The organism is Micromonospora sp. NPDC049081 (assembly GCF_040648835.1).
Lineage (GTDB): Bacteria > Actinomycetota > Actinomycetes > Mycobacteriales > Micromonosporaceae > Micromonospora > Micromonospora antibiotica.
Genome location: NZ_JBEZEK010000003.1, coordinates 350,191 through 373,345, shown reverse-complemented (window position 1 = coordinate 373,345; position 23,155 = coordinate 350,191). Strand labels below are relative to the sequence as shown.

At 73.7% G+C, this 23,155-nt stretch carries 20 protein-coding genes; 9 read left to right on the top strand and 11 right to left on the bottom strand.

Going from position 1 to position 23,155, the window contains the following annotated elements; translation table 11 throughout:
- Positions 1 to 105 precede the first annotated feature (105 nt).
- The 4 genes from AB0B63_RS08745 to AB0B63_RS08730 all read right to left on the bottom strand — a co-directional run bounded on the left by AB0B63_RS08745 (position 106) and on the right by AB0B63_RS08730 (position 6,054).
- Positions 106 to 1,359 (bottom strand): MFS transporter, encoded by a 1,254-nt coding sequence (locus tag AB0B63_RS08745; protein ID WP_357015958.1) that lies wholly within the window; start codon positions 1,357 to 1,359, stop codon positions 106 to 108.
- Positions 1,360 to 1,423: 64 nt separating this feature from the next.
- The gene (locus AB0B63_RS08740) at positions 1,424 to 2,005 is read right to left on the bottom strand and encodes an isochorismatase family protein (protein WP_208567438.1); all 582 of its coding nucleotides are present in this window, start codon (positions 2,003 to 2,005) and stop codon (positions 1,424 to 1,426) included.
- 67 nt (positions 2,006 to 2,072) lie between these two features.
- Positions 2,073 to 3,359: a nicotinate phosphoribosyltransferase gene (locus tag AB0B63_RS08735; RefSeq protein WP_208567437.1), complete on the bottom strand. Its 1,287-nt coding sequence runs from the start codon at positions 3,357 to 3,359 to the stop codon at positions 2,073 to 2,075.
- Between the two features lie 16 nt (positions 3,360 to 3,375).
- Positions 3,376 to 6,054: a LuxR C-terminal-related transcriptional regulator gene (locus tag AB0B63_RS08730; RefSeq protein ID WP_357015955.1), complete on the bottom strand. Its 2,679-nt coding sequence runs from the start codon at positions 6,052 to 6,054 to the stop codon at positions 3,376 to 3,378.
- Positions 6,055 to 6,249: 195 nt separating this feature from the next.
- Between AB0B63_RS08730 and AB0B63_RS08725 the strand changes: the two genes are divergently transcribed.
- The 9 genes from AB0B63_RS08725 (at position 6,250) to rdgB (ending at position 13,113) form a co-directional block, all read left to right on the top strand.
- Complete coding sequence (locus AB0B63_RS08725; protein WP_357015952.1) at positions 6,250 to 7,791, top strand: hypothetical protein; 1,542 nt, start codon at positions 6,250 to 6,252, stop codon at positions 7,789 to 7,791.
- Between the two features lie 133 nt (positions 7,792 to 7,924).
- Positions 7,925 to 8,215, top strand: a complete 291-nt coding sequence (gene clpS, locus AB0B63_RS08720) for an ATP-dependent Clp protease adapter ClpS (RefSeq protein ID WP_091251593.1) — start codon at positions 7,925 to 7,927, stop codon at positions 8,213 to 8,215.
- Between the two features lie 121 nt (positions 8,216 to 8,336).
- Positions 8,337 to 8,831 (top strand): DUF2017 domain-containing protein, encoded by a 495-nt coding sequence (locus tag AB0B63_RS08715; RefSeq protein ID WP_219470718.1) that lies wholly within the window; start codon positions 8,337 to 8,339, stop codon positions 8,829 to 8,831.
- 55 nt (positions 8,832 to 8,886) lie between these two features.
- The gene (locus AB0B63_RS08710; RefSeq protein WP_067313938.1) at positions 8,887 to 9,375 is read left to right on the top strand and encodes a M67 family metallopeptidase; all 489 of its coding nucleotides are present in this window, start codon (positions 8,887 to 8,889) and stop codon (positions 9,373 to 9,375) included.
- Positions 9,376 to 9,436: 61 nt separating this feature from the next.
- Positions 9,437 to 9,802 (top strand): MoaD/ThiS family protein, encoded by a 366-nt coding sequence (locus AB0B63_RS08705; protein ID WP_219467707.1) that lies wholly within the window; start codon positions 9,437 to 9,439, stop codon positions 9,800 to 9,802.
- 11 nt (positions 9,803 to 9,813) lie between these two features.
- On the top strand, positions 9,814 to 10,779 hold the full coding sequence (locus AB0B63_RS08700) for a cysteine synthase (RefSeq protein WP_208567432.1): 966 nt from the start codon (positions 9,814 to 9,816) through the stop codon (positions 10,777 to 10,779).
- A 194-nt stretch (positions 10,780 to 10,973) separates the two neighbouring features.
- Positions 10,974 to 11,720 (top strand): MBL fold metallo-hydrolase, encoded by a 747-nt coding sequence (locus AB0B63_RS08695; protein WP_208567431.1) that lies wholly within the window; start codon positions 10,974 to 10,976, stop codon positions 11,718 to 11,720.
- A 53-nt stretch (positions 11,721 to 11,773) separates the two neighbouring features.
- Positions 11,774 to 12,502, top strand: a complete 729-nt coding sequence (gene rph, locus AB0B63_RS08690; protein ID WP_204927210.1) for a ribonuclease PH — start codon at positions 11,774 to 11,776, stop codon at positions 12,500 to 12,502.
- Positions 12,499 to 13,113: an RdgB/HAM1 family non-canonical purine NTP pyrophosphatase gene (rdgB, locus tag AB0B63_RS08685; protein WP_357015944.1), complete on the top strand. Its 615-nt coding sequence runs from the start codon at positions 12,499 to 12,501 to the stop codon at positions 13,111 to 13,113. The genes rph and rdgB overlap by 4 nt, the downstream gene beginning before the upstream one ends.
- 791 nt (positions 13,114 to 13,904) lie before the next feature.
- On the opposite strand, the gene hutH is transcribed toward rdgB, so the two are convergent.
- The 7 genes from hutH to AB0B63_RS08650 form a co-directional block, all read right to left on the bottom strand.
- Complete coding sequence (gene hutH / locus AB0B63_RS08680) at positions 13,905 to 15,443, bottom strand: histidine ammonia-lyase (protein WP_357015941.1); 1,539 nt, start codon at positions 15,441 to 15,443, stop codon at positions 13,905 to 13,907.
- Positions 15,431 to 16,624 carry an imidazolonepropionase gene (gene hutI / locus AB0B63_RS08675; protein ID WP_357015938.1) on the bottom strand — a complete coding sequence of 398 codons (1,194 nt, stop codon included), beginning with the start codon at positions 16,622 to 16,624 and terminating at the stop codon, positions 15,431 to 15,433. Before hutI ends, hutH begins: the two co-directional genes overlap by 13 nt.
- 75 nt (positions 16,625 to 16,699) lie before the next feature.
- The gene (locus tag AB0B63_RS08670; protein WP_357015993.1) at positions 16,700 to 18,055 is read right to left on the bottom strand and encodes a formimidoylglutamate deiminase; all 1,356 of its coding nucleotides are present in this window, start codon (positions 18,053 to 18,055) and stop codon (positions 16,700 to 16,702) included.
- Entirely contained in the window at positions 18,052 to 19,281 is a 1,230-nt protein-coding gene (locus tag AB0B63_RS08665) for an allantoate amidohydrolase (protein ID WP_357015935.1), read from the bottom strand. The genes AB0B63_RS08670 and AB0B63_RS08665 overlap by 4 nt, the downstream gene beginning before the upstream one ends.
- Before the next feature lie 112 nt (positions 19,282 to 19,393).
- Positions 19,394 to 21,049 (bottom strand): urocanate hydratase, encoded by a 1,656-nt coding sequence (hutU, locus tag AB0B63_RS08660; RefSeq protein WP_357015932.1) that lies wholly within the window; start codon positions 21,047 to 21,049, stop codon positions 19,394 to 19,396.
- Between the two features lie 12 nt (positions 21,050 to 21,061).
- On the bottom strand, positions 21,062 to 21,913 hold the full coding sequence (locus AB0B63_RS08655) for a MurR/RpiR family transcriptional regulator (protein WP_208567425.1): 852 nt from the start codon (positions 21,911 to 21,913) through the stop codon (positions 21,062 to 21,064).
- Positions 21,914 to 22,065: 152 nt separating this feature from the next.
- Entirely contained in the window at positions 22,066 to 23,106 is a 1,041-nt protein-coding gene (locus AB0B63_RS08650) for an LCP family protein (protein WP_357015928.1), read from the bottom strand.
- Between the last annotated feature and the right edge of the window lie 49 nt (positions 23,107 to 23,155).

The window sequence follows — 23,155 nt, the reverse complement described above, 5'->3', positions numbered from 1 at the left end:
TGGGCCGCTGGGCCGCTGGGCCGCTGGGCCGCTGGGCCGCTGGGCCGCTGGGCCGCTGGGCCGCTGGGCCGCTGGGCCGCTGGGCCGCTGGGCCGCTGGGCCGGGTCAGGGAGTGGCGGGTGTCAGTTCGACGGCGGGTTCGTCGGTGGCGGGGGCGACCGCAGGCTCGACGGCGGCGGCTCCGGTGCCGGGCGAGCGGCGGTGGCGCAGCTCCACGGGCAGGACCGCCAGGGTCACCAGCAACCCCACCGCCCCGGTGACCGCGAAGCCCCAGAGCGGCACCGAGGCGTCGATGACCGCGCCGGCCAGCGGAGCGCCGAGCGCGATGCCGACCGTGGTGGCGGAGCCGTGCAGGCCCATCGCCTCCCCGCGTACCCCGGCGGGGGCGAGTCGGCTGACCGCGTCGGCGGTGGCGGCGATGGTGGGGGCGCAGAGCGCGCCGGCCGGGAGCAGCGCCAGACAGAGCAGCCACCAGTGGTCGCCGCCCAACCCGACCGGAATGGTGCAGAGGCTGAGCAGGGCGGCCAGCGCCAGCGGGGAGAAGGAACGGCGGACCGCACCGTAGGCGAAGCCGCCGGCCAGCGAGGCTACCGCCCAGGCGGCGAGCACCGCGCCCGTCCAACCGACCTCGCCACCGGCCCGCAGCACGGCCACCACCGCCACGTCGGTGCCGCCGAGCACCAGGGTCGCGGCGGCGCTCACCGCGAACACGGCGAGCAGGCGGGTGGTCAACCACTGCCGCCGCGGCACCCGGGGCTGCGGGCCGACCGGCTCCTCGGCACCGCGGGTCGGCGGGTCGAGCAACCACAGGGCGATGCCGGCGCCGACGATGCCGGTGCCGACCGCCCAGAGCGTGACCCGGGGGGAGACGGCGGTGGCCAGGGCCACGGCCAGCGCCGGCCCGATCATGAAGGACAGCTCCATCGACATCGAGTCCAGCGCGTACGCGGGGCGGCGGCGCTCCGCCGGCACCAGCGCGGCGATCGACTGCCGGACCACCGAGAAGACCGGCAGCGCGAACAGCCCGGCCACGAACGCGGCGGGCAGCAGCAGCGGCAGACTCAACGTCGGGGCGCCCGCCCAGAAGGCCGCCTCGACGACGGTGGTCACCGCGACCACCGGACGCAGGCCACGCCGGTCGACCAGCCGGCCGAGCAGGGGCGAACCGATGGCCGCGCCGGCGACCGACGCGGCGCCGACCAGGCCGGCGGCACCGTAGCCCCGGCCCAGCTCCAACACCACGTAGAAGGTGAGCGTCACCCCGGTCGCGGTGAGCGGGATGCGGGCCAGCACCGCCACCAGCAGCAGGGCCCGCAGACCGGGCTGGGCCAGGGCCAGCCGGTAAGGCGTCAACGTCATGATGCTCCGTACCTCCGGCGGTCATCCTCGACCGGGGGTACGACATCGGCAAGCGATTACCGGCTCATGCGGCGCTGATCACCGGCTCGCCGTGCAGGGTGACCCCGGCACCGTCCATCGCCCGCAGCGCCACGTCCAGCGTCGCCGGCGCGACCGCCGCCGTCAGGTCGAGCAGCACGGTGGTGGCGAAGCCCTCCCGGGCGGCGTCCAGGGCGGTGGCCCGCACGCAGTGGTCGGTGGCGATGCCGACCACGTCGACCCGGTCGACGTCGCGTCGGCGCAGCCAGTCGGCCAGGGTCTCACCGTCGTCGGCGTGCCCCTCGAACCCGGAGTACGCGGCGGCGTGCTCGCCCTTGTGGAAGACCGCCTCGACCCGGTCGGTCACCAGGTCGGGGTGGAACTCGCTGCCCTGGGTGCCGACCACGCAGTGCCGGGGCCACGACTCGACGTAGTCCGGCGGGTCGCCGAAGTGCGCCCCCGGGTCGACGTGGTAGTCCTTGGTGGCGACCACGTGGTCCCACCGCTGCGGTTCACCGGCCAGCAGGCCCGAGATGCCGGCGGCGACGCCCGCGCCCCCGGCGACGGCCAGGGAACCGCCCTCACAGAAGTCGTTCTGCACGTCCACGATGATCAGCGCGTTGGCCATCGGTGCCCTTCCTCTCCGCTCGCCGCCGGTGATCCACCTGCGGCACGACCCAGTCTGCCCCGGCGGCTCAACCAGCCGGCACGACCGTGACCGGGATCGCCGGATCACCCGCGGAGAGCTTCAACCCCTCCCACGGGATGGAGATCAGGCACTGCCGCAGGTGCTCCCGGGACTCGGCGATGGTGGGCAGCTCGACCGGTTCGCCGTCGACCACGAACGAGTGCTGGAGCGACCGGTCGTTGGCCTGCCGGTCCGGCACGCCCTGCGAGACGACGACCTCCTCGGTGGCGGTGCCGGTGGGCTTGTGCCGGCGTACCGCGACCTTCCGGCCCCCGATGGTGCCCTTGTTCTCGGAACGCTTGACCACCGGCCGGCCGTCCACCTCGACCAACTTGTAGACCAGGCTGGCGGTGGGTGCGCCGGAGCCGGTGACCACGGCGGTGCCCGCGCCGTACATGTCGACCGGTTCGGCGGCGAGCGCGGCGATGGCGTACTCGTCGAGATCCCCCGACACGATGATCTTCGTCTCGGTGGCGCCGAGCGAGTCGAGCAGCTCCCGGGACTGCTGGGCGATCACCGCGAGGTCGCCGGAGTCGATCCGGACCGCCCGCAGCTGCGGCCCGGCCACCTCGATGGCGGTCCGGATGCCCTGGCTGATGTCGTACGTGTCGACCAGCAGCGTGGTGTCCCGGCCCAACGTGGCGACCTGCGAGGCGAACGCCGTCCGCTCGTCGTCGTGCAGCAGGGTGAACGCGTGCGCGGCGGTCCCGGCGGTGGGGATGCCGTAGCGCTGACCGGCCGCCAGGTTGGAGGTGAACCGGAACCCGGCCAGGTACGCCGCCCGCGCGGCAGCCACCGCCGCCTCCTCGTGGGCCCGCCGGGAACCCATCTCGATCAGCGCCCGGCCCCGGGCCGCGGTGACCATCCGGGCGGCCGCCGCGGCCACCGCGCAGTCGTGGTTGAGCACCGACAGCACCAGCGTCTCCAGCACCACGCACTCGGCGAACCCCCCGGAGACGGTGAGGATCGGCGAGCCGGGAAAGAACAGCTCACCCTCGGCGTACCCGTCGATGTCACCGGTGAAGCGGTAGTCGGCCAACCACCGGGCGGCGGGCTCGTCCACCACCCCGGTCCGGAGCAGGAACTCGACCTCCTCCGCGGTGAACCGGAAGTCCCTGATCATGTCGATCAGCCGGCCGGTCCCCGCGACCACCCCGTACCGGCGTCCGGTGGGCAACCGCCGGCTGAACACCTCGAAGGTGCAGCGGCGGTCGGCGGTGCCGTCGCGCAGGGCGGCACTGACCATGGTCAGCTCGTAGTGGTCGGTCAGCAGGGCGGGGCGAAGGTGGCTCACCGGCCCAGCCTAGAGTTCACCCGGCCGGGCCGCCGCCGTGGCCCGGGATCGCCCGCAACGCCGCGCCCAGCTCGGCGCGACTGGTGATGCCGAGTTTGCTGTAGACCCGCTGGAGGTGGTTCTCCACCGTCCGGTGCGACAGGAACAACCGGCTCGCGATCGCCCGGCTGGTCACCCCGGCGGCGGCGAAACCGGCGATCTCCAGCTCCCGGTCGCTCAGCGTCGGGCGCAGCGCGTCCAACGCCGGGGTACGGATCTCGTCACAGCGGGTGAGCAGGGCGGCGAGCCGTTCGTGCGCGGCGGCGGCCGACGCCGACCGGTTGCGCCGCCCCCCGTGCAGGGCCGTCGCCGTGGCGTCGACCGCCCAGACCGTCAGGTCCAGCTTCGCGAATCCGTCGGCCACCTCCAGCAGGGCCGCCCCGTCCCGCTCGGCGGCGGCCCGGGCGTGCCGGGCGAGCAGCGGAGCCAGCACCCCGTCGACGGTCTCGCAGAGTTCGGCCAACCGCTGCGCGACCGTACGCCGGTTGCCGTCGGTGCAGGTCGGCCCGACCTCAGCGGTGGCCTGGCCGAGGCGGACCAGGTCGTGCAGGACCAGCGCCTCGTGACCGGCGAAGCCGTCGGCGCGCAACCGGTCGGCCAGCTCGCACAGCTGCCTGGTGGCCCCGGTCAGGTCGCCCCCGGCCGCCAGCACCGCGCCCCGGGCCTGCTCCAGCCATGGTCGGAGCACCGCCATGCCGGGGGCCTGGGTGCGGTCGGCCTCGGCCATCGCCGTGACCGCGGTCGCCACGTCGCCGCGCAGCAGCGCGGCCTGGGCCCGCTCGGCGTGGGCCAGGCCGGCGAAGACCCGGCTGGTGGCGAGCACCGCGCAGGCACCGAGGCTGGCCTTGAGCGCGTCGTCGCCGCGACCCCGCAGCCGCGCCGCGTACGCCTGGAGGATGGACAGGTAGCCGGTGCCGAGCCGGAAGTCCCCGGCGCCGGCCTGGTCGGCGAACTCGTCGGCCACGATGGCGTCGATGCCGGCGAGGTCCCCGCAGAGCGCCAACCGGGTGCCCCGGGCCAACTCCATGGCCAGTTGCAGGTACGGCATGTCGGCCCGCCAGTTCGCCGCCTCCGCCTGCACCCGGTCGATCGCCGTGGCGCTGGCCCGGAACCGGCCCTGTACGGCGTCGACGTGGGCGATCGTGCACCGGGCCAGTTCCCGGGCCGCGACACTGGCCGCCGGGCGGTCCAGCACCGACCGGCCGAGTCGCAGCGCGGTGTCGACGTCCAGGCCGTGCAGCCGCATGATCGCCTCGAAGGCGCGGACCCGGGCCTGGTGCCCGGGATCGGTGAGGGCGTGCCCGGCCACCGCGATCGTGTCCACCGTGGACTGCTCGCTGAGCCCCCAGTAGCTGACCATCCCGCGTACGGTCAGCCACCGGCTGCGGCGGTGCTCACAGGCGATGTCACCGGCCACCGCGTCGAGCACCCCGATCGCCTCCGTCGGCCGGTCGCCGAACATCAGGATGGTGGCGAGGAGTTCGGCGGCGTCGTAGCCGCCGTCGGCGTCGAGCGCCGCGCGGGCCAACCGGGTGGCCAGCGGCACGTCGTAGCGGGTGAACGCCTGGACGGCCGCCTGGAGCAGCAGACCGGGGTCCTGCGCGGTGCCGGAGTCCAGCCGCCACACCGCCACCCGCAGCAGGTCGCCCCGGCGGCGGGCGCCGGCCAGCTCCACCCGTTCGGCGAGCTGGGCCTGCAGGCGGCGGGTCCGGCTGACCGGGCAGCGCCGACGGATCACCTCGCCGTAGAGCGGATGGGCGAGCCGGACGTCGACCCGGCGGTCGTCCGGCACGACGGTGATCAGGCCGCGTTCCTCGGCGACCTCGACGTCGGCCGGGTCGGCGGCCCGGTCGAGCAGCCGCAGGCCGAGCGGTTCACCGAAGGCGACCAGCTCCACCACCGCCCGGACCCCGGGTGCCAGTCGACCGATCCGGGTGTCGATGAGATCGGTGAGGCTGGGGGCCAGCTCCAACCGCCCGGTCCACCGCCACAACCCGTAGGTGCGGACCATCTCACCCCCGGTGGTGGCGGCCAACACGAGCTCCCGCAGCAGCAGCGGGTTGCCGGCGCAGAGCCGGAACAACCGCTCGGCGGAACCGGAGTCGACCGGCCCGGCCAGCAGGGCGGCGAGCAGACCGGCGGTCTCGCCGGGGCCGAGGGGGGCCAGCTCGGCGTGCGTGACGAGATCGTCGGTCCACAGTGCCCGGATGGGCAGCGGGATCTGCTCGCCGCTGCGCAGGGTGCCCAGCACGGTGGTGTTCTCGGCGCGGGCGAGCAGGTGGACCAGCGCCGCCGAGGGCGGGTCGAGCAGGTGCGCGTCGTCGATGGCGAGCACGATGCGCCGCCCGGCAGCCTGCTCCTGGAGCACCTCGACTCCCCAGCGCAGCACCCCGGCGGGGGACAGGCCCGGCGGTTGCTCGGCCGGCAGCACCGGGGCGAGCCCGCCGAAGGGCAGCGCCGCGGTGGCCGTGCTGGCCGCGACGAACGACAGGGCGTAGCGGTCGGTGGGCAGCGCGGCCACCCCCTCGCGCAGCAACCGGCTCTTGCCGACGCCCGCGCTGCCGCTGAAGAAGAGGCCGTGTCCCTGCTCGTCGTGCACCGCTGCCAACAGACGGCTGAGTTCATCCGTTCGGCCGACGAAACTCCACCGACTCATCTGAGCAGCATATCGATGTAAATCGGTCCGGAGGTGCCTGGTGACGCTGTGAAGTTGAGTAACGCCACAGTTACCGCTGAGTATTCGGATGTTTCGGTGACGTCGGGTGCGCCCCGTAACCTTCCGGCAGCCAAAAGTCACCCACCGGACGTCCTGCACGGGTGCAGACCGTAGCCCGTGTCAAGCGGAGGCCGCATGAAGCCCGGACCACCCCCCGGGGTCGACCTGACCGACGACCCGTCCGACGAGCCCGGTGCCGGCGGGCTGCGGGCCCCGGGCCCGTTCCCGGGCCACCTGCGGATCGACGAGGTCCACCCCGACGAACCCCTCGCCGTGGTCGCCGCCGGCCCCGCCGGGGCGGCCCGCCGCGAGGTGCTCGCCGCGCTGCTCGGGATCCCCTCCGGGATGCTCGCCGTGCCGGCGGGCAGCAGCCTGCTGGTCCGGCACGCCCGGGTCGCCACCCGGGCGGCCTACGTGCCCGGCTACCGTCAGCCGCACTTCTACGGGGCCGACCAGGCGGCGGCCGGCCCGGCGCTGGCCCGGGCGCCGCGTCGGGTCGAGTTGAGCCTGCCGGAGCCGCTGCTGCGGCACTTCGCCGTGCTCGACACACCGGACACCGACACCCTGGGCGTGGCCGGTGGGCGGGTCCTGCTGGACGCGGTGACCCGCTCCGGCGCGCTGCTCTTCGTGATCGGCGCCGACCAGACCCTCACCGCCGCCGAGCTGCACCTGCTCGCCGAGGTTGCCCGTACCTCGGCACGGGTCTTCTTCGTGGTCACCCCAGGGGCGGGCGGCTGGGTGCCACCGGAGGCGGCGGCGACCGACGACACGGGGGTGTCCGTCCCGCCGCCCCCGGCCGGCCCTGCGGTCGATCCGGTCGCGGCGCACCGGGCCACGCTGCTGGCCACGGTGCCGGACCTGGCCGGGGCCGACTGGTTCCCCGTGCACCGGGCCGAGCACCCGGGGCTGCGGCGGGCGCTGGTCGGCTGGTCGGCCGTCGAAGGGCTGCGGCGGGCGAGTTCGCGTTCACCGCTGCCGCCCGGCAGCCACGGGCGGGTGCCGGTGGCCGCCGACCCGCCCGGTGACGACTGGGGCGACCGGTTGCAGCGGCAGAGCCGGTCCTGCGCCCGTGCCATCCGTCAGCACCTCGCCCTCGAACTGGCCGCCGTCCACCTGCGTGCCGTCCAGGAGATCGTTTTCGGGGCGGGCTGCGCGGGTCTGCCCACACTGCTCGACCGGGAACTGGAGGCCCTCTCCCTGCTCGCCACCCGCCAGCAGGACCGGGCCGCCCGGGAGATCGTCGACGAGGCTGCCGCCCGGGTCTTCGGCGCATCGCTGCCCGAGGGGGCGCGGCAGCGGATCGACGCCGCCGTCGGGTGGGGGCTGGCCGACCACCCGTCCGGCCAGGATCTGGACCGGGTGCTCCTGGTCACCAGCACCGCAGGGGTGGCGGTGGTGTCCGGGGCCGGCGCGCTGGACGCGTTGGCCGGTCATCCCTGCGCACCGCGGACCGAGGTGCTGCCGCCGATCGGGGTCGCCCTCTCCGGCGGGTGCTGGCAACACTGGCGCAGCCCCGGCAACGACGAGCCGAACGCGGCCCGCGCCTGGGTGCAACGGGCGCTGCGCGAGGTCGAGTTGGACCTGTCCCGCGAGGTGTCGCGGCGGTTCGAGGCGTTGCGGCTCTCGCTCGACGGGGTCCTCTCCGACGCCCTCGACCACGGCATCCTGCTCGCCTGAGCCACCGAGGGTTTTCGTGCGCATCCCCGCCGTGTCCGTACCTTGCCGGGTTTCCGCAGCTCGGGAGGGTGATCCAGGCTGCCCCGGCGTTCCGGTTCATCGGATCGCCACTTCCGGTGGCACGATGGGGGGCATGGCGGCTCCACAGGTTGCACCGGTCGAGACGCCGGACACCGACGAGGTGCCGGTCGCGGACCGGCAGTGGGTGACGATCGTCTGGGACGACCCGGTCAACCTCATGACGTACGTGACCTGGGTCTTCCAGAAGCTGTTCGGTTACAGCCGGGAGAAGGCCGAGAAGTTGATGCTGGACGTGCACCACAAGGGCCGTGCCGTGGTGTCCAGCGGCGCCCGGGAGCGGATGGAGCACGACGCGTCGCAGCTGCACGCGTACGGCCTCTGGGCGACGGTGGACCGCTCGTGAGCGCGAGGAGTGAGCCGGGTTTGCGAGCCCCGCAGTCGCGAACGGATGGCGGTCGGGTGAGCGCGAGGAGTGAGCCGGTGTTGCGAGCCCCGCAGTCGCGAACGGAGATGATCCGGTGAGCATGTTCCGTCGCCAGGGCGACCGTTACGTGGCGACCTTCGCGGTGGACGAGGCCCGGGTGCTGCGCAAGGTCGCCAGTGAGGTGGTCGGGCTGCTCACCGACGGCTTCGACCCGGCCGACCCGGTCGTGGGCCGGCTCTTTCCCGACGCCTACCCGGACGATCCGGCCGGGGCGGCGGAGTTCCGCCGGTACACCGAGGGCGACCTGAAGACCGCCAAGATCGACCAGGCGGGCGCGGTGCTGGCCGCGCTGCCCGACTCCGCCGGCGGCGAGGTGCGGCTGGACGCGGAGGCGGCCGAGGCGTGGTTACGGGCGCTCAACGACGCCCGGCTCGCGATGGGTGTCCGGTTGGAGATCAAGGACGGCACGGACCTGGGCGAGGAGCTCGACGACGCGGTCGCCGAGGACCCGACCTCCTCCCGGGTGTTCCAACTGTCGGTCTACGCCTATCTGGGTTATCTCCAGGAATCCCTGCTCAACGCCTTGATCGACTGAACTGTGACGGTCACCGCCTCGCCGGGTCCGCCGGACGGGCGCTAGGCTGGTCGTCGTGCTGAGCATCGACCGATCGATCGTCGAGGCGATCGTCGCCCACGCGCGCCGGGACCACCCGGACGAGGCGTGTGGGGTCGTCGCCGGACCCGTCGGCGGCGACACCCCTACCCGGCACATTCCGATGGACAACGCGGCCCGCTCGATGACGTTCTACGAGTTCGACTCGATGGAGCACCTGCGGGTGTGGCGGGAGATGGACGACCGCGACGAGGAACCGGTCGTCATCTACCACTCGCACACCGCGACCGAGGCGTACCCGTCCCGGACGGACGTCGCCTTCGCCGGTGAGCCGGGCGCGCACTACCTGCTGGTCTCCACCCGCGAGCCGGACACCGAGGAGATCCGGTCCTTCCGGATCGTCGACGGCGTGGTGACCGAGGAGCCGGTGCGGATCGTGGACGCCGGGGTGGACCCGCACGCGGTCCAGTCCTACATGTTCGGGCAGAGCCCGGCGACGGTCGACTACGAGTGTTCCGGCAGCTGACCTTCAGCTCCGCACACCCTTTCCGTCCGGCACCGAGGCACACCCGACCAAGGAGTACGTCATGGCCATCGAGGTTCGCATCCCCACCATCCTGCGCAGCTACACCGGCGGCGCGAAGGTCGTCGAGGGCGCCGGGGACACCCTGGGCGACCTGCTCACCGACCTGGACACCCGGCACGCCGGCCTGAAGGCCCGGCTGGTCACCGACGCGGGCGTGCTGCACCGTTTCGTCAACGTCTACGTCAACGACGAGGACGTCCGGTTCCTGGGCGCGCTGGACGCCAAGCTCAACGACGGCGACAGCGTGACCGTGCTGCCGGCCGTGGCCGGTGGGGCGTTCGGCTTCGCCGCTGCGGCGGCGATCAGCCAGCACCGTGCGGCCACCGCGGCGGTGGCGGCACGGCGCGCGGCCGTCGCCCCCCGCTGAGGGCGGGCGTCATGGCGCGGTACGACAGCCTGCTCGACGCCTGCGGCGGCACCCCCCTGGTGGGGTTGCCCCGGCTCTCGCCGACGGTGCCCGACGGGGCGCCGCCGGTGCGGCTCTGGGCCAAGCTGGAGGACCGGAACCCCACCGGCAGCATCAAGGACCGGGCGGCCCTGTTCATGGTCCGCGCGGCAGAGCAGGCCGGCCGGCTCCGCCCGGGGGACACCATCCTTGAGCCGACCAGCGGTAATACCGGTATCGCGTTGGCCATGGTGGCCAAGCTGCGCGGCTACCGGTTGGTCTGCGTGATGCCGGAGAACGTCTCCACCGAGCGGGTCCAGCTGCTCCGGATGTACGGCGCGGAGATCATCTTTTCGCCGGCGGCGGGTGGTTCCAACCAGGCCGTCGCCACCGCGAAGCAGATCTCGGCCGACCATCCGGACTGGGTCATGCTCTACCAGTACGGCAACGAGGCCAACGCCCGGGCGCACTACGAGACCACCGGGCCCGAGCTGCTGCACGACCTGCCCACCATCACGCACTTCGTGGCGGGCCTGGGCACCACCGGCACCCTGATGGGCACCGGGCGGTTCCTGCGGGAAAAGGTCGAGGGCATCCAGGTGGTGGCGGCCGAGCCGCGCTACGGCGAGCTGGTCTACGGCCTGCGCAACATCGACGAGGGCTACGTCCCCGAGTTGTACGACGCGACGGTGCTCAACCGCCGCTTCTCGGTCGGCACCCGGGACGCGGTGCTACGCACCCGGCAGTTGGTGGAGGTGGAGGGGATCTTCGCCGGCTTCTCCACCGGGGCGATCCTGCACGCCGCCCTGGCCGTGGCGCACGAGGCGGCGCGGGACGGCCGACGGGCCGACGTCGCCTTCGTGGTCTGCGACGGTGGCTGGAAGTACCTCTCCACCGGGGCGTACGGCGGCACGCTCGCCGACGCCGAGGGCGCCCTGGAGGGGCAGCTCTGGGCCTGACCCACCGGGTGGGCCGGTCGACGGGACCGTCGGCCGGCCCTGTGGGTGTCACGTTGGTGACAACTTGCAGTAGATGATTCTTGCCCTGCCGTCGCTGCGCGTAGGCTGCCCAGCGTGGCGTACGCGTCGGTTGAGATCATCAGCGGTGTTGACCCCGGCGTGTCGACTACTCCTAGTAATCGTGGGGCCACCCGATGCGGCTGACCGTTCTGGGCTGCGCGGGGAGTTTCCCCGGCCCTGAGTCCCCCTGCTCCGCCTACCTCGTCGAGGCGCAGGGTTTCCGCCTGCTGGTCGACTTCGGGCCGGGCTCGCTGTCCACCCTCCAGCGGTACGCCGGGCTGCACGCCCCGGACGCCATTCTCCTGACCCACCTGCACTGCGACCACATTCTCGACGCCGCGTCATACGTGGTGGTCCGGCGGTACGCCCCGGACGGGCCGTACCCGCCGCTGCCGGTCTACGCGCCGCCGGGGGCCCCGGACCGGCTCGCCACCGCCTACGGCCAGGACGACAGTGGCGTCGAGGACGTCTACCAGTTCTACGGGCTCCAGCCGGGCACCTTCCCGATCGGCCCGTTCACCGTCACCGTCGACCGGGTGAACCATCCCGTCGAGACCTACGGGGTGCGGTTGGAGCACGAGGGCCGGGTGCTCTGCTACTCGTCGGACACCGCCCCCTGCGACGCGCTGCTGCGGCTCGCCCAGGACGCCGACGTCTTCCTCTGCGAAGCCAGTTACCTCGACGGGGTGGACAATCCACCGGACCTGCACCTCACGGGCCGGGAGGCCGGCGAAACGGCTACCAAGGCCGGGGTGGGCCGACTGCTGCTGACCCATCTGGTGGTGGCCTGGGGCAGCGAGTCGCACACCATCGCCTCGGCCGCCGGTGCCTTCACGGGGCCGATGGAAGTGGTCCGGGCCGGCGCCACCTACGACATCTGAGCGCACCGGGCACCCGGGCATGCGCCGATCATGCGACCGCATAGGGTGCAGGGATGGCACGACCTGACGGGCGGCGACCCGACCAACTCCGACCGGTGACGTTGACCCGGGGCTGGAGCACCCACCCGGAGGGCTCGGTGCTCGTCGAGTTCGGCGGCACCCGGGTGCTCTGCACCGCAAGCGTCACCGAGGGCGTGCCCCGCTGGCGCAAGGGCTCCGGGCTCGGCTGGGTCACCGCCGAGTACGCGATGCTGCCCCGGGCCACCAACACCCGCTCGGACCGGGAGAGCGTCCGCGGCAAGATCGGTGGGCGGACCCACGAGATCTCCCGGCTGATCGGCCGCAGCCTGCGCGCCTGCGTCGACCTCAAGGCGCTCGGCGAGAACTCGATCGTGCTCGACTGCGACGTGCTCCAGGCCGACGGCGGCACCCGTACCGCCTCGATCACCGGCGCGTACGTGGCCCTCTATGACGCGGTGAGCTGGCTTGCCGGCCGTAAGTCGTTGGCCGGCAAGCCGGAGAAGGTGATGCACCGCTCGGTGGCCGCGGTCAGCGTCGGGATCGTCGCGGGCGAGCCGCTGCTCGACCTCTGCTATGTCGAGGACGTGGCCGCCGAGGTGGACATGAACGTCGTCTGCACCGGCGAGGGGGACTTCGTCGAGGTGCAGGGCACGGGCGAGGACGGTGTCTTCTCCCGGGCGCAGCTCGACGCGTTGTTGGACGTCGCATCGTTGGGTTGTCTGGAACTGGCCGAGGCCCAGCGGAAGGCGCTCGCATCATGAACAAGGTCCTGCTCGCCACCCGGAACCGCAAAAAGCTGGTGGAGTTGCAGCGCATCCTCGACGGCGCGCTCGGCGCGCGCCGGATCGCCCTGCTCGGCCTCGACGACGTCGAGGAGTATCCCGAGCTGCCGGAGACCGGCCTCACCTTTGGTGAGAACGCCCTGATCAAGGCTCGGGAGGGCTGCCGGCGTACGGGTCTGCCCACCATCGCCGACGACTCCGGCATCGCGGTGGACGCGCTCAACGGCATGCCGGGGGTCTTCAGCGCCCGCTGGGCGGGGCGGCACGGCGACGACCGGGCCAACCTGCAACTGGTGCTGGACCAGATCGCCGACCTGCCTGACGAGCACCGGGGGGCGGCCTTCGTGTGCACCGTGGCGCTGGTGCTGCCGGGCGGCAAGGAACACCTGGTCGACGGCCGCCAGTCCGGCCGGCTGTTGCGCGCCCCGCGCGGCGACGGCGGTTTCGGGTACGACCCGATCTTCCTCGGTGACGGCCAGGACCGCACCAACGCGGAGCTGACCCCGCAGGAGAAGGACGCGATCAGCCACCGGGGCAAGGCGTTGCGCGAGTTGGCGAAGCTGGCCGCCAAGGTGCTGCCCGCCACCTGACCCCCCGCACATCTCGTCCCGCCCCCGCCCCTGTCCCCGCTCCGCGGGTGGTCCTCTCCGGGCGGGGGTGGCTCATTCCGCTGCCCGGCTCGTGACGGGCTCGGCATCCCGTAGGCATCCAGGCGTCGCCACTGCCCGGGGAGTGGCCGGCGCGGTTCCGTGGCGCTCTTCCGTCTGCGGTGCCGCATGCCCGTCGCCCCTGCGCTGCGGGGCCCGGCCAACGAAACACGCTCCTCTTCGTCCCGTCCCGCCCCATACGCCAAGCCCTCCTGTTCACCAAGAGTGACCGCCCGGCCGGCGAGACCCAATGGCATCCGCATCCTTTGCTCTGCTGCCCTTGAAGCGACGCATACCGAGAGTCACTGCCTCGATCGGAGGCTTTTCCGACCGGGTTCCGGTTTCTGCTGGTGAGAGCGGTGTCGCGTCTATGGCAGCAGAGCAAAGGATGCGAGTGGGGATGGGTGAGGGTGACGAGCTTCGCCACTCTCGGTGACGGTGGTGGGCAGGAAGAAATATCACGGATTGTGGTGGCAGATGGGACGGTTTCCGGGGTTGCGGCGAGTGTGGTCCAGCTGAGGGGCGCGGTGGAGTGTGATGGCAGTGGCCGGCCCACGACGGCGGTGAACCTGCCGGGGTGAGTGCCCAGGTCCCGACCGACTCCGCCGAGGGCGACCGACTCCATCGGGGGCGACCGGGACTCCACCGGGGGCGACCGGCTCCACCGGGGGCAGCGGGTCCTGCCAGGACGGAGTGGGGGTGGGGAGGGCCGGGAAGGCCGGGGCGGCGGGCGGTCAGCCCAGGGGGCCGATCTCCCGCTCGATGGCGCTACGCAGGTCGGGGCCGGCGAGCACGGCGCGGGCCGCTTCCATCACCGGGGCGAGGAAGACATCGGGACCGGGTTCGCCGGCCGCACCCCCGAGCGCGGCCACGGCGGCCCGGCCGGCCGGTGACGGCTCCAGCGGTGCGCGCAGTTGCAGGCCCCGCACCGCCGCCAGCAGCTCCACGGCGAGCAGGCTGGTCAGGTTGTCCAGCACGGTGCGCAGCTTCTTGGTCGCCGCCCAGCCCATCGAGACGTGGTCCTCCTGCATGCCACTGGTGGGCAGCGAGTCGACCGAAGCGGGCGCGGCCAGCCGGCGGTTCTCCGCGACGATCCCGGCGGCCGTGTACTGGGCGATCATCAGCCCGGAGTTCACCCCCGCGTCGGGGGACAGGAACGCCGGCAGGTCCCGGTTGCGGGTCACGTCGAGCAGCCGGTCCACCCGGCGTTCCGCGATCGCCCCCACCTCGGCGGCGGCGATGGCCAGGTAGTCGGCGGCGAAACCGAGCGGAGCGCCGTGGAAGTTGCCTGTCGACTCGACCCGACCGTCCGGCAACACCACCGGGTTGTCCACCACCGAGACCAGCTCCCGGCCGGCCACCGTCCCGACAAAGTCGAGGGTGTCCCGGGCCGCCCCGGCCACCTGCGGAGCACACCGCATCGAGTACGCGTCCTGCACGGCGTGCGCCAGGTCGTCACGGTGCGAGTCCATCACCCGGGAATCCTGGAGCAGCCGGTGAATGTTCGCCGCCGAGGCGGCCTGCCCCGGGTGCGGCCGGATGGCGTGCAGCTCGGGCAGGAAGGGTCGCTCCGAGCCGAGCATCGCCTCGATGGCCAGCGCGGCGGTCACGTCGGCCATGGCGAACAGGTGCCGGGCGTCCGCGACGGCCAGCAGCAGCATCCCGAGCATCCCGTCGGTGCCGTTGATCAGCGCCAGCCCCTCCTTGGCGGCCAACGCGACCGGGCTCAGCCCGGCGGCGCGCAGCGCGTCGGCGGCGTCGACCCGTTCGCCGGCCGGTCCCAGCACCCACCCCTCGCCGAGCAGCACCAGCGCGCAGTGCGCCAGCGGCGCCAGGTCACCGGAGGCACCAAGCGAACCGTGCTCCGGCACCCACGGGGTGACGTCGGCGTTGAGCAGGTCGATCAGCCCCTGCGCGAGCAGCGGACGGACCCCGGAGCGGCCCAGTGCCAACGAGCGGACCCGCAGCAGCATCATCGCCCGGACCACCTCGCGGGGCATCGGCGCACCCACCCCGGCCGCATGCGAACGGATCAGCGCGTGCTGCAACTCGGCCCGGCGCTGCGGGGCGACGAACGTGTTGGCCAACGCCCCGAAACCGGTGGAGACGCCGTACACCGGGCGGCCGGCGGCCTCGATGCCGTCCACGATGGACCGACTGTCGACCATCGCCTCGACGGCGGCCGGAGCGAGGACGACCCGGGCGTCGCCGCGTGCCACGGCGAGCACGTCGGTGGGGGTGATCCCGGTGGGCTGGACGGTCACAGTCGACATTGCGGTACTCCGTTGTGCAGGACCTGGCGGACCAGTGGGACACCCGGCCGGTAGGCCAGGTGCAGGTGGGACGGGGCGTCGAGGATCATCAGGTCGGCCCGTACGCCGGGGCGCAGCGCCCCGACGTCGGTGCGGCGCAACGCCCGCGCGCCGCCCGCCGTCGCGGCCCAGACCGCCTCCGCCGGGGTCATCCGCATCTCGCGGACGGCCAGCGCGACACAGAACGGCATCGACGAGGTGTACGACGACCCGGGATTGCAGTCCGTGGCCAGCGCCACGGTCACCCCCGCGTCGAGCAGCCGCCGGGCGTCCGGGTACGGCGACCTGGTGGAGAACTCGGCCCCCGGCAGCAGGGTCGCCACGGTCGGATCGGTGGTGGTGGCCGAGCCGGCCAGCGCGTCGACGTCGGCGTCGGACAGGTGGGTGCAGTGGTCGACGCTGGCCGCGCCCAGCTCCACCCCCAGCCGCACACCCGGCCCCGGGCCGAGCTGGTTGGCGTGCAACCGCAGGCCCAGCCCGGCGGCCTGCCCGACGGTGAGGATCGCCCGGGTGTGGTCGGCGTCGAAGGCGCCCCGCTCACAGAACACGTCCACCCAGCGGGCGTACGGCGCGGCGGCGGTGAGCATCGGCCCGCAGACCAGCCCCACGTAGTCGTCGGGGCGGCCCGCGTACTCGGCGGGGACGACGTGCGCGCCGAGGAAGGTGGTCTCGGCGGTCACCTCGGCGGCGATCCGCAGCGAGCGGGCCTCGTCGGCGACGGTCAGGCCGTACCCACTCTTGATCTCCATGGTAGTGGTGCCCTGCCGCATCGCCTCGTCGCGCAGCCGGTGCACGGTGTCCCGCAGGTCGTCGTCGGAGGCCGCCCGGGTCGCACCGACCGTGGTCCGGATGCCCCCTCCGGTGTACGGCTCACCGGCCATCCGGGCCGCGAACTCCGCCGCCCGGTCCCCGGCGAACACCAGGTGCGCGTGGCTGTCCACGAACCCGGGCAGCACCGCGCCCCCCTCGGCGTCGATCCGCCGGTCGGCGGCCGGCGCATAGCGGGCCGGGCCGATCCAGACGACCCGACCCGCCTCCACCAGCAGGGCGACCCCCCGCCGCAGACCCAACGGCCCGTCCCCGCCAGCCGCCGGCACGTTGGTGACCAACTCGCCGATGTTGTCGACCAGCAGGCTGCTCACGCCGCCCCTCCCGTCCCGGACCGGCCGCCCCCGCCGTGCGTCGCCGGCCGCTGCCCGGACCCGGCCGGGACCCGGCTAGTCACCGGTCACCGCCGCGATCGTCGCGCGCAGCTCAGCCGGCACGTCCACGGTCAGGTGCCGGCCGTCGCGCACCACCTGCCGCCCGTCCACCACCACCTGGTCGACGTCGGCGGCGGTGGCCGCGAAGAACACCCCCACCGGCGGCACCCCGGCGGTACGCGGGCTGTCCAGCCGTACGGTCACCAGGTCGGCGCGTTCCCCGACGGCGATCCGGCCGGCGTCGGCCCAGCCCAGCGCGGCGTGGCCGGTGACGGTGGCCGCGTCGCGCAGCGCGGCGGCGGTGAAGTGCCCGCGTCGCCGGGTACGCAGCCGCTCGTCCAACTCCACCGCGCGGGCCTCCTCGAACAGGTCGACCACGGCGTGACTGTCGCTGCCCAGGCTCAGCGGGATGCCGGCGTCGGCCATCAGCCGGGCCGGCCCGATCCCGTCGGCCAGGTCCCGCTCCGTGGTGGGGCACAGACACACCCCGGTCCGGTGCTCGGCCAGCAGGGCCAGGTCGGCGCTGGTCGGGTGGGTGGCGTGCACGGCGGTGACGTCGGGGCCGAGCACCCCACGGTCGGCGAGCAGCCCGGTCGGGGTACGCCCGTGCACCGTCCGGCAGGCGTCGTTCTCGGCGGGCTGCTCCGACAGGTGCACGTGCAGCGGGGCGCCCTGCCGGTACGCCCACCCGGCGACGGTGGCGAGCTGGTCCGCCGGCACCGCGCGTACCGAGTGGATCGCCGCCCCGCGCAGCACGTGCGCCCCGGCCGGCCGGAACCCGTCGACCCGTGCCGCCCAGCGCAGCGCGTCCCCGTCGCCGAAGCGCCGCTGCACCCCGGCCAACGGCTCACCGGCCACCGAGGCGGTCAGGTAACAGGCGTCCAGCAGGGTGATCCGGATGCCGGCCTGCGCCGCCGCCTCGACAAGCGCCGCGCCCATCGCGTTCGGGTCGTCGTACGGCCGGCCGTCGGGGCCGTGGTGCAGGTAGTGGAACTCGCCCACGCAGGTGACCCCGGCCAGCGCCATCTCCGCGTACGCGGCCCGGGCCAGGGCCAGGTAGGAGTCGGGATCGAGCCGGCCGGCGACGGCGTACATCTCCTCCCGCCAACTCCAGAAGTCCCCCCGACCGCCGTGGGTACGCCCGCGCAACGCCCGGTGGAAGGCGTGCGAGTGGGCGTTCGCCAGGCCGGGCAGGGTGAGCCCGGGCAGCCGTACCGCCTCGGCGAGCACCTCGACCCCGGTCTGCGGCGACGCGCCCCGGGCGAGCGGGGTGACGGCGGTGAACCGGCCGTCCTCGGCCTCGATCAGCACGTCCGGGGTCGGCGCGGCATGATCGGGCAGCCACGCCTGCTCGGCCAGCCAACGGGTCAGTGGCATGCCAGCTCCTCCAGCACCCGGGCCAGCGCGACCACCCCGGCCGCACAGTCGTCGTCGGTGGCCGCCTCGGCGGGGGAGTGCGACACCCCGGTCGGGTTGCGTACGAACAGCATCGCGGTGGGCAGGTGCGCGGCGAGCACCCCGGCGTCGTGGCCGGCCCCGGTGGGTAGCAACGGCGCGGCCAGCAGCCCCGCCAGCCGGTCGGCCAGCCCGCCGTCGAAGGTGACCAGCGGGGTGGCCGACTCCCGGGTCACGGTCAGCTCGGTGCCGTCGCGGCGGGCCCGTTCGGCGGCCTTGGCCTGCACCGCTTCGACCAGGTCGTGCAGGGTGTCCGGTTCGGCCGCGCGCGCGTCCAGCCAGCCGGTCACCGTCGACGGGATCGCGTTGGTGGCGTTGGGTTCCACCGCCACCCGCCCGACGGTGGCGTGCGCGCCGCGCAGCCGGGCCTCCTTGTTCGCCGCGAGCACGGTGAACGCGAAGGTGAGCATCGGGTCGCGGCGGTCGGCCATCCGGGTCGTACCGGCGTGGTTGCCCTCGCCGCGCAGCTCGAAGCGCCACCGGCCGTGCGGCCAGATGGCGCTCGCCACCGCGACCGGCGCGTCGGCGTCGACCAGTGCCCGCCCCTGCTCGACGTGCAGTTCCACGAAGGCGGCGAACCGGCCGAGCAGCGCCGGGTCGGCCCCCGCCGGCCGGTGGCCCAGCGCCTCGGCGAAGCTCACCCCGGCCGCGTCGCGCAGCCCGGCCGCGCGGTCGGCGTCGATCTCGCCGGTGAGCAGCCGCGACCCCAGGCACGGTACGCCGAACCGGGCCCCCTCCTCCTCGACGAACGCGGCCACCACCACCGGCCGGACCGGGGTGACGCCTGCGGCCCGCAGCTCGTCCACGGCGAGGAACGCGCTGACGATGCCGAGCGGCCCGTCGTACGCCCCGCCGTGCGGCACCGAGTCGAAGTGGCTGCCGGTCAGCACCGCCCCGGTGCCGGCCGGCCCGTCGGTGTTCGGCCCGTCGGTGGGCGGGTCGCCCCACCAGGCGAACAGGTTGCCGTTGCCGTCCCCGCCGACCGGCATGCCCCGCAGGTCGGCCTGCTCCCGGAACCACTCCCGCAGCCGCAGCTCCGGCGGGGTCAGCGCGTACCGCAGATAGCCGCCGCTGCCGGCGTCCCGGCCGACCGGCGCGATCTCGTCCCACAACTCCCGGAACCGCCCGGCAAGGCCACTCACGCGGTTTCTCCATTGTTCGTGACTGCGGTGCTCCGCTGCGCTGCGCTGCTCGCACTCACGGTGTTCCGGTCGTTCGTGACTGCGGTGCTCCGCTGCGCTGCGCTCCTCGCACTCACGCGGTCCCCTCCGCCATGGGGATGCGGACGTTGTCGCGCTCGGCGACGTCGCGGGCGGTGTCGTAGCCGGCGTCGACGTGCCGGATGACGCCCATCGCCGGATCGTTGGTGAGCACCCGTTCGATCTTCTGCCCGGCCAGCGCGGTGCCGTCGGCGACGCAGACCTGACCGGCGTGGATGGAACGGCCGATGCCCACCCCGCCGCCGTGGTGGATCGACACCCAGGACGCGCCGCTGGCGGTGTTGACCAGCGCGTTGAGCAGCGGCCAGTCGGCGATCGCATCGGACCCGTCGGCCATCGCCTCGGTCTCCCGGTACGGGCTGGCGACGCTGCCGCAGTCCAGGTGGTCCCGGCCGATCACCACCGGCGCGGACAGCTCCCCGGCGGCGACCATGTCGTTGAACCGCACCCCGGCGACGTCCCGCTCGCCGTAGCCCAGCCAGCAGATCCGGGCCGGCAGCCCCTGGAAGGCGACCCGTTCCCCGGCCAGCCGCATCCACCGGGCCAGCGACTCGTTCTCGGGGAACAGGTCGAGGATGGCCCGGTCGGTGGCGGCGATGTCGGCCGGGTCGCCGGACAGCGCCGCCCAGCGGAACGGCCCTTTGCCCTCGCAGAACAGCGGCCTGATGTACGCCGGCACGAAACCGGGGAAGTCGAACGCCCGCGCGTAGCCGCCCGCCTGTGCCTCGCCCCGGATCGAGTTGCCGTAGTCGAAGACCTCCGCGCCCGCGTCGAGGAAGCCGACCATCGCCTCGACGTGCTTCGCCATCGACGCCCGCGCCCGGTCGGTGAACTCGGCCGGCTTCGCCGCCGCGTAGTCCCGCGCGTCGGCCAACTCCACCCCCTCCGGCAGGTACGACAGCGGGTCGTGCGCGCTGGTCTGGTCGGTGACCACGTCGACGGCCACGCCCCGGCGCAGCAACTCGGGGAAGACGGTGGCGGCGTTGCCGACCACACCGACGCTGAGCGCCCGCCGGTCCCGCTTCGCGGCCAGCACCCGGGCGACGGCGTCGTCGAGCGAGTCGGCGACCTCGTCGAGGTAGCGGTCGTGCACCCGCCGGTCGAGCCGGGTGCGGTCGACGTCCACGATCAGGCAGACGCCGTCGTTCATGGTGACCGCGAGGGGTTGCGCCCCGCCCATCCCGCCGCAGCCGGCGGTGAGGGTCAGCGTCCCGGCGAGGCTGCCGCCGAAGCACTTCGCGGCGACGGCGGCGAACGTCTCGTAGGTGCCCTGGAGGATGCCCTGGGTGCCGATGTAGATCCACGAGCCGGCGGTCATCTGCCCGTACATGGTCAGGCCGAGGGATTCCAGCCGGCGGAACTCGGGCCAGGTGGCCCAGTCGCCGACCAGGTTGGAGTTGGCCAGCAGCACCCGGGGGGCCCACTCGTGGGTGCGCATGACCCCGACCGGGCGGCCCGACTGCACCAGCATCGTCTCGTCGTCGCGCAGCCCGGTGAGGGTGCGCACCAGCGCGTGGTACGACGGCCAGTCCCGGGCCGCCTTCCCGGTGCCGCCGTAGACCACCAGGTCGTCGGGGCGTTCGGCCACCTCCGGGTCGAGGTTGTTCATCAGCATCCGCAGGGCGGCCTCCTGCGGCCACCCCTGCGCGGTACGGGTGGTGCCACGGGCGGCACGGACGGGCTGGTGCATGGCGTACTCCTCTCAGCCGAGGAACAACTGACGACGGGCGGCGGACGACTCGAACGCCTCCAGGCGGCGCTGGGTCTGGATCGGGGCGGCGTCACAGATCGCCTGGAGCACCACCATGGCCAGGGTCATCGGGGCGGTGTGCAGGTCGAAGACGAGGTCGGTGCCGACGGCGGCGGGGAGCACCAGCTCGGCGTACTCGGTGGCGGGGCTGACCGGGGAGTCGGTGATCGCGACGACGGTGAGGCCGGCGTCGCGGGCGGCGCGCAGCGCGTCGAGGGTCTCCCGGGGGTAGCGGGGCAGCACGAAGGCGAGCAGCGCGTCAGCCCCGGCCGAGGCGGCCTGTTCGAGCCGGTCGGTGAGCAGGCTGCCACCGTCGTCGAGGACCCGGACGTCGGGCAGCACCTTGGCGGCGAAGTACGCGAAGTAGGCGGCCAGCGGCGCGGCGGCCCGCAGGCCGAGCACCGGCAGTGGGCGGCTCGCCGCGAGCAGCCGACCGGCGGTGGCGATCCTGTCCCGGTCGGCCAGCTCACCGGCCAGCCGGTCCAGGTTGGCCATCTCGGCGCGTACCGCGAGTTGCAGTTCGTTGCCGTCGTCGGGGCGACCGTCGGGGCCGGCGGCGGTCAGCTCGCGCAGCCGGCGGCGCAGCGCCGGGTAGCCGTCGTGGCCGAGCGCCACGGCGAACCGGGTCACCGACGGCTGGCTGACCCCGGCAAGCTCCGCCACCTCGGCCGCCGACAGGTAGGCCACGGTGGCGGCGTGCTGCACGAGGCAGTGCGCGATGCGCCGTTGGGTGGGGGTGAGCCGGACCCCGTGGAACAGGTCGAGCAGCCGGTCCGGCGGCGCGGCGACGGCTCCGTCATTCATGCCGCGACTCTATGCATGAAATATTTCAGGAGCAACCACCGCCCGCCTCCCGCCCGACGCCACCCGGACAGGCGATCGTCGTCCGGGCCGCCGGGCCGCCGGGTCGCCGGGCTGCGGGTGCCTGCCGTCGGGGCCGGTGGTCGCCGTCCGCCTCAGCGGGCGGCGCGGACGATCTCGGCGGTGGCGTCCCGGCGGACCGCGTCGTAGAACGCCTCGGACTTCTGCTCGTCGGCGAAGACCACGCTCTCGGTGCCCACCCGGCCGGTGCCCCGCGACGGGCTGGTGACGAAGGTGAGGTTGCCGCCGCGCAGGCCGCGCAGCTCGGTCGCCAGGTCCAGCAGCGACATCTCCCGGTCGACGGAGACCGACGACGAGGCGGCCCGGACGAAGTCGTTGAGCTTCCCCGGACTGGTCAGGATGCCGCCGGTGGCCGCCTTGTCGAGGATCGCCCGGATCACCTGCTGCTGGTGCCGGATCCGGGCGAAGTCGCCGTCCGGGAACTGCTTGCGCTGCCGGGAGTAGTCCAACGCCGTCGCCCCGTCCATCGTCTGCCGGCCGGCGGGGAAGGTGCGCAGCGGCGGATGGATCGAGGTGAACCGGTGGTCGACGGTGATGTCCACCCCGCCCAGCGCGTCGATGATCTCCTGGAAGCCGGCGAAGTCGACCACCGCCACGTGGTCGACGTGCACCCGGGTGAACTCCTCGACGGTCTGCACCATCAGCGGAATCCCACCCCAGGCGTACGCCGCGTTGATCTTCGCGGTCCGGCCGCCGTGCCGGCCGTCCGCCGACCGGGGTACGCGGACCCAGGTGTCCCGGGGGATCGAGACGAGTTGGGCGCTCTTCCGGTCCTTCGGCAGGTGGGCCAGGATGATCGTGTCGGTGCGGGACCCCTCGGTCCGTTCCGGGTCCCGGGAGTCGCTGCCCAGGATCATGATGTTCATGGCGTCCCGGGCCACCACCGGCGGTCGGTCCTGCGTCGGCACCCCGGTGAAGGCGTCCACCCGCTCGACGTCCTTGTCGACCGAGCGCAGATAGAGTGCGCCCGCGCCGACGCCACCCGCCCCCAGCAGGGCCAGGGCCAGCAGCACGATCAGTGCGATCCGCCAGCCCCGTCGACGCTTCGGCGGCGACCCCGGGGCGTCGTCTGACCGGGTCGGAGCGGGTTCCGAAGCGTTCTCACTTGCTGGCACGGCCGCATGCTACTGAGTCGTCACCCAGTACGGCAGCCCGCGTTCGCCC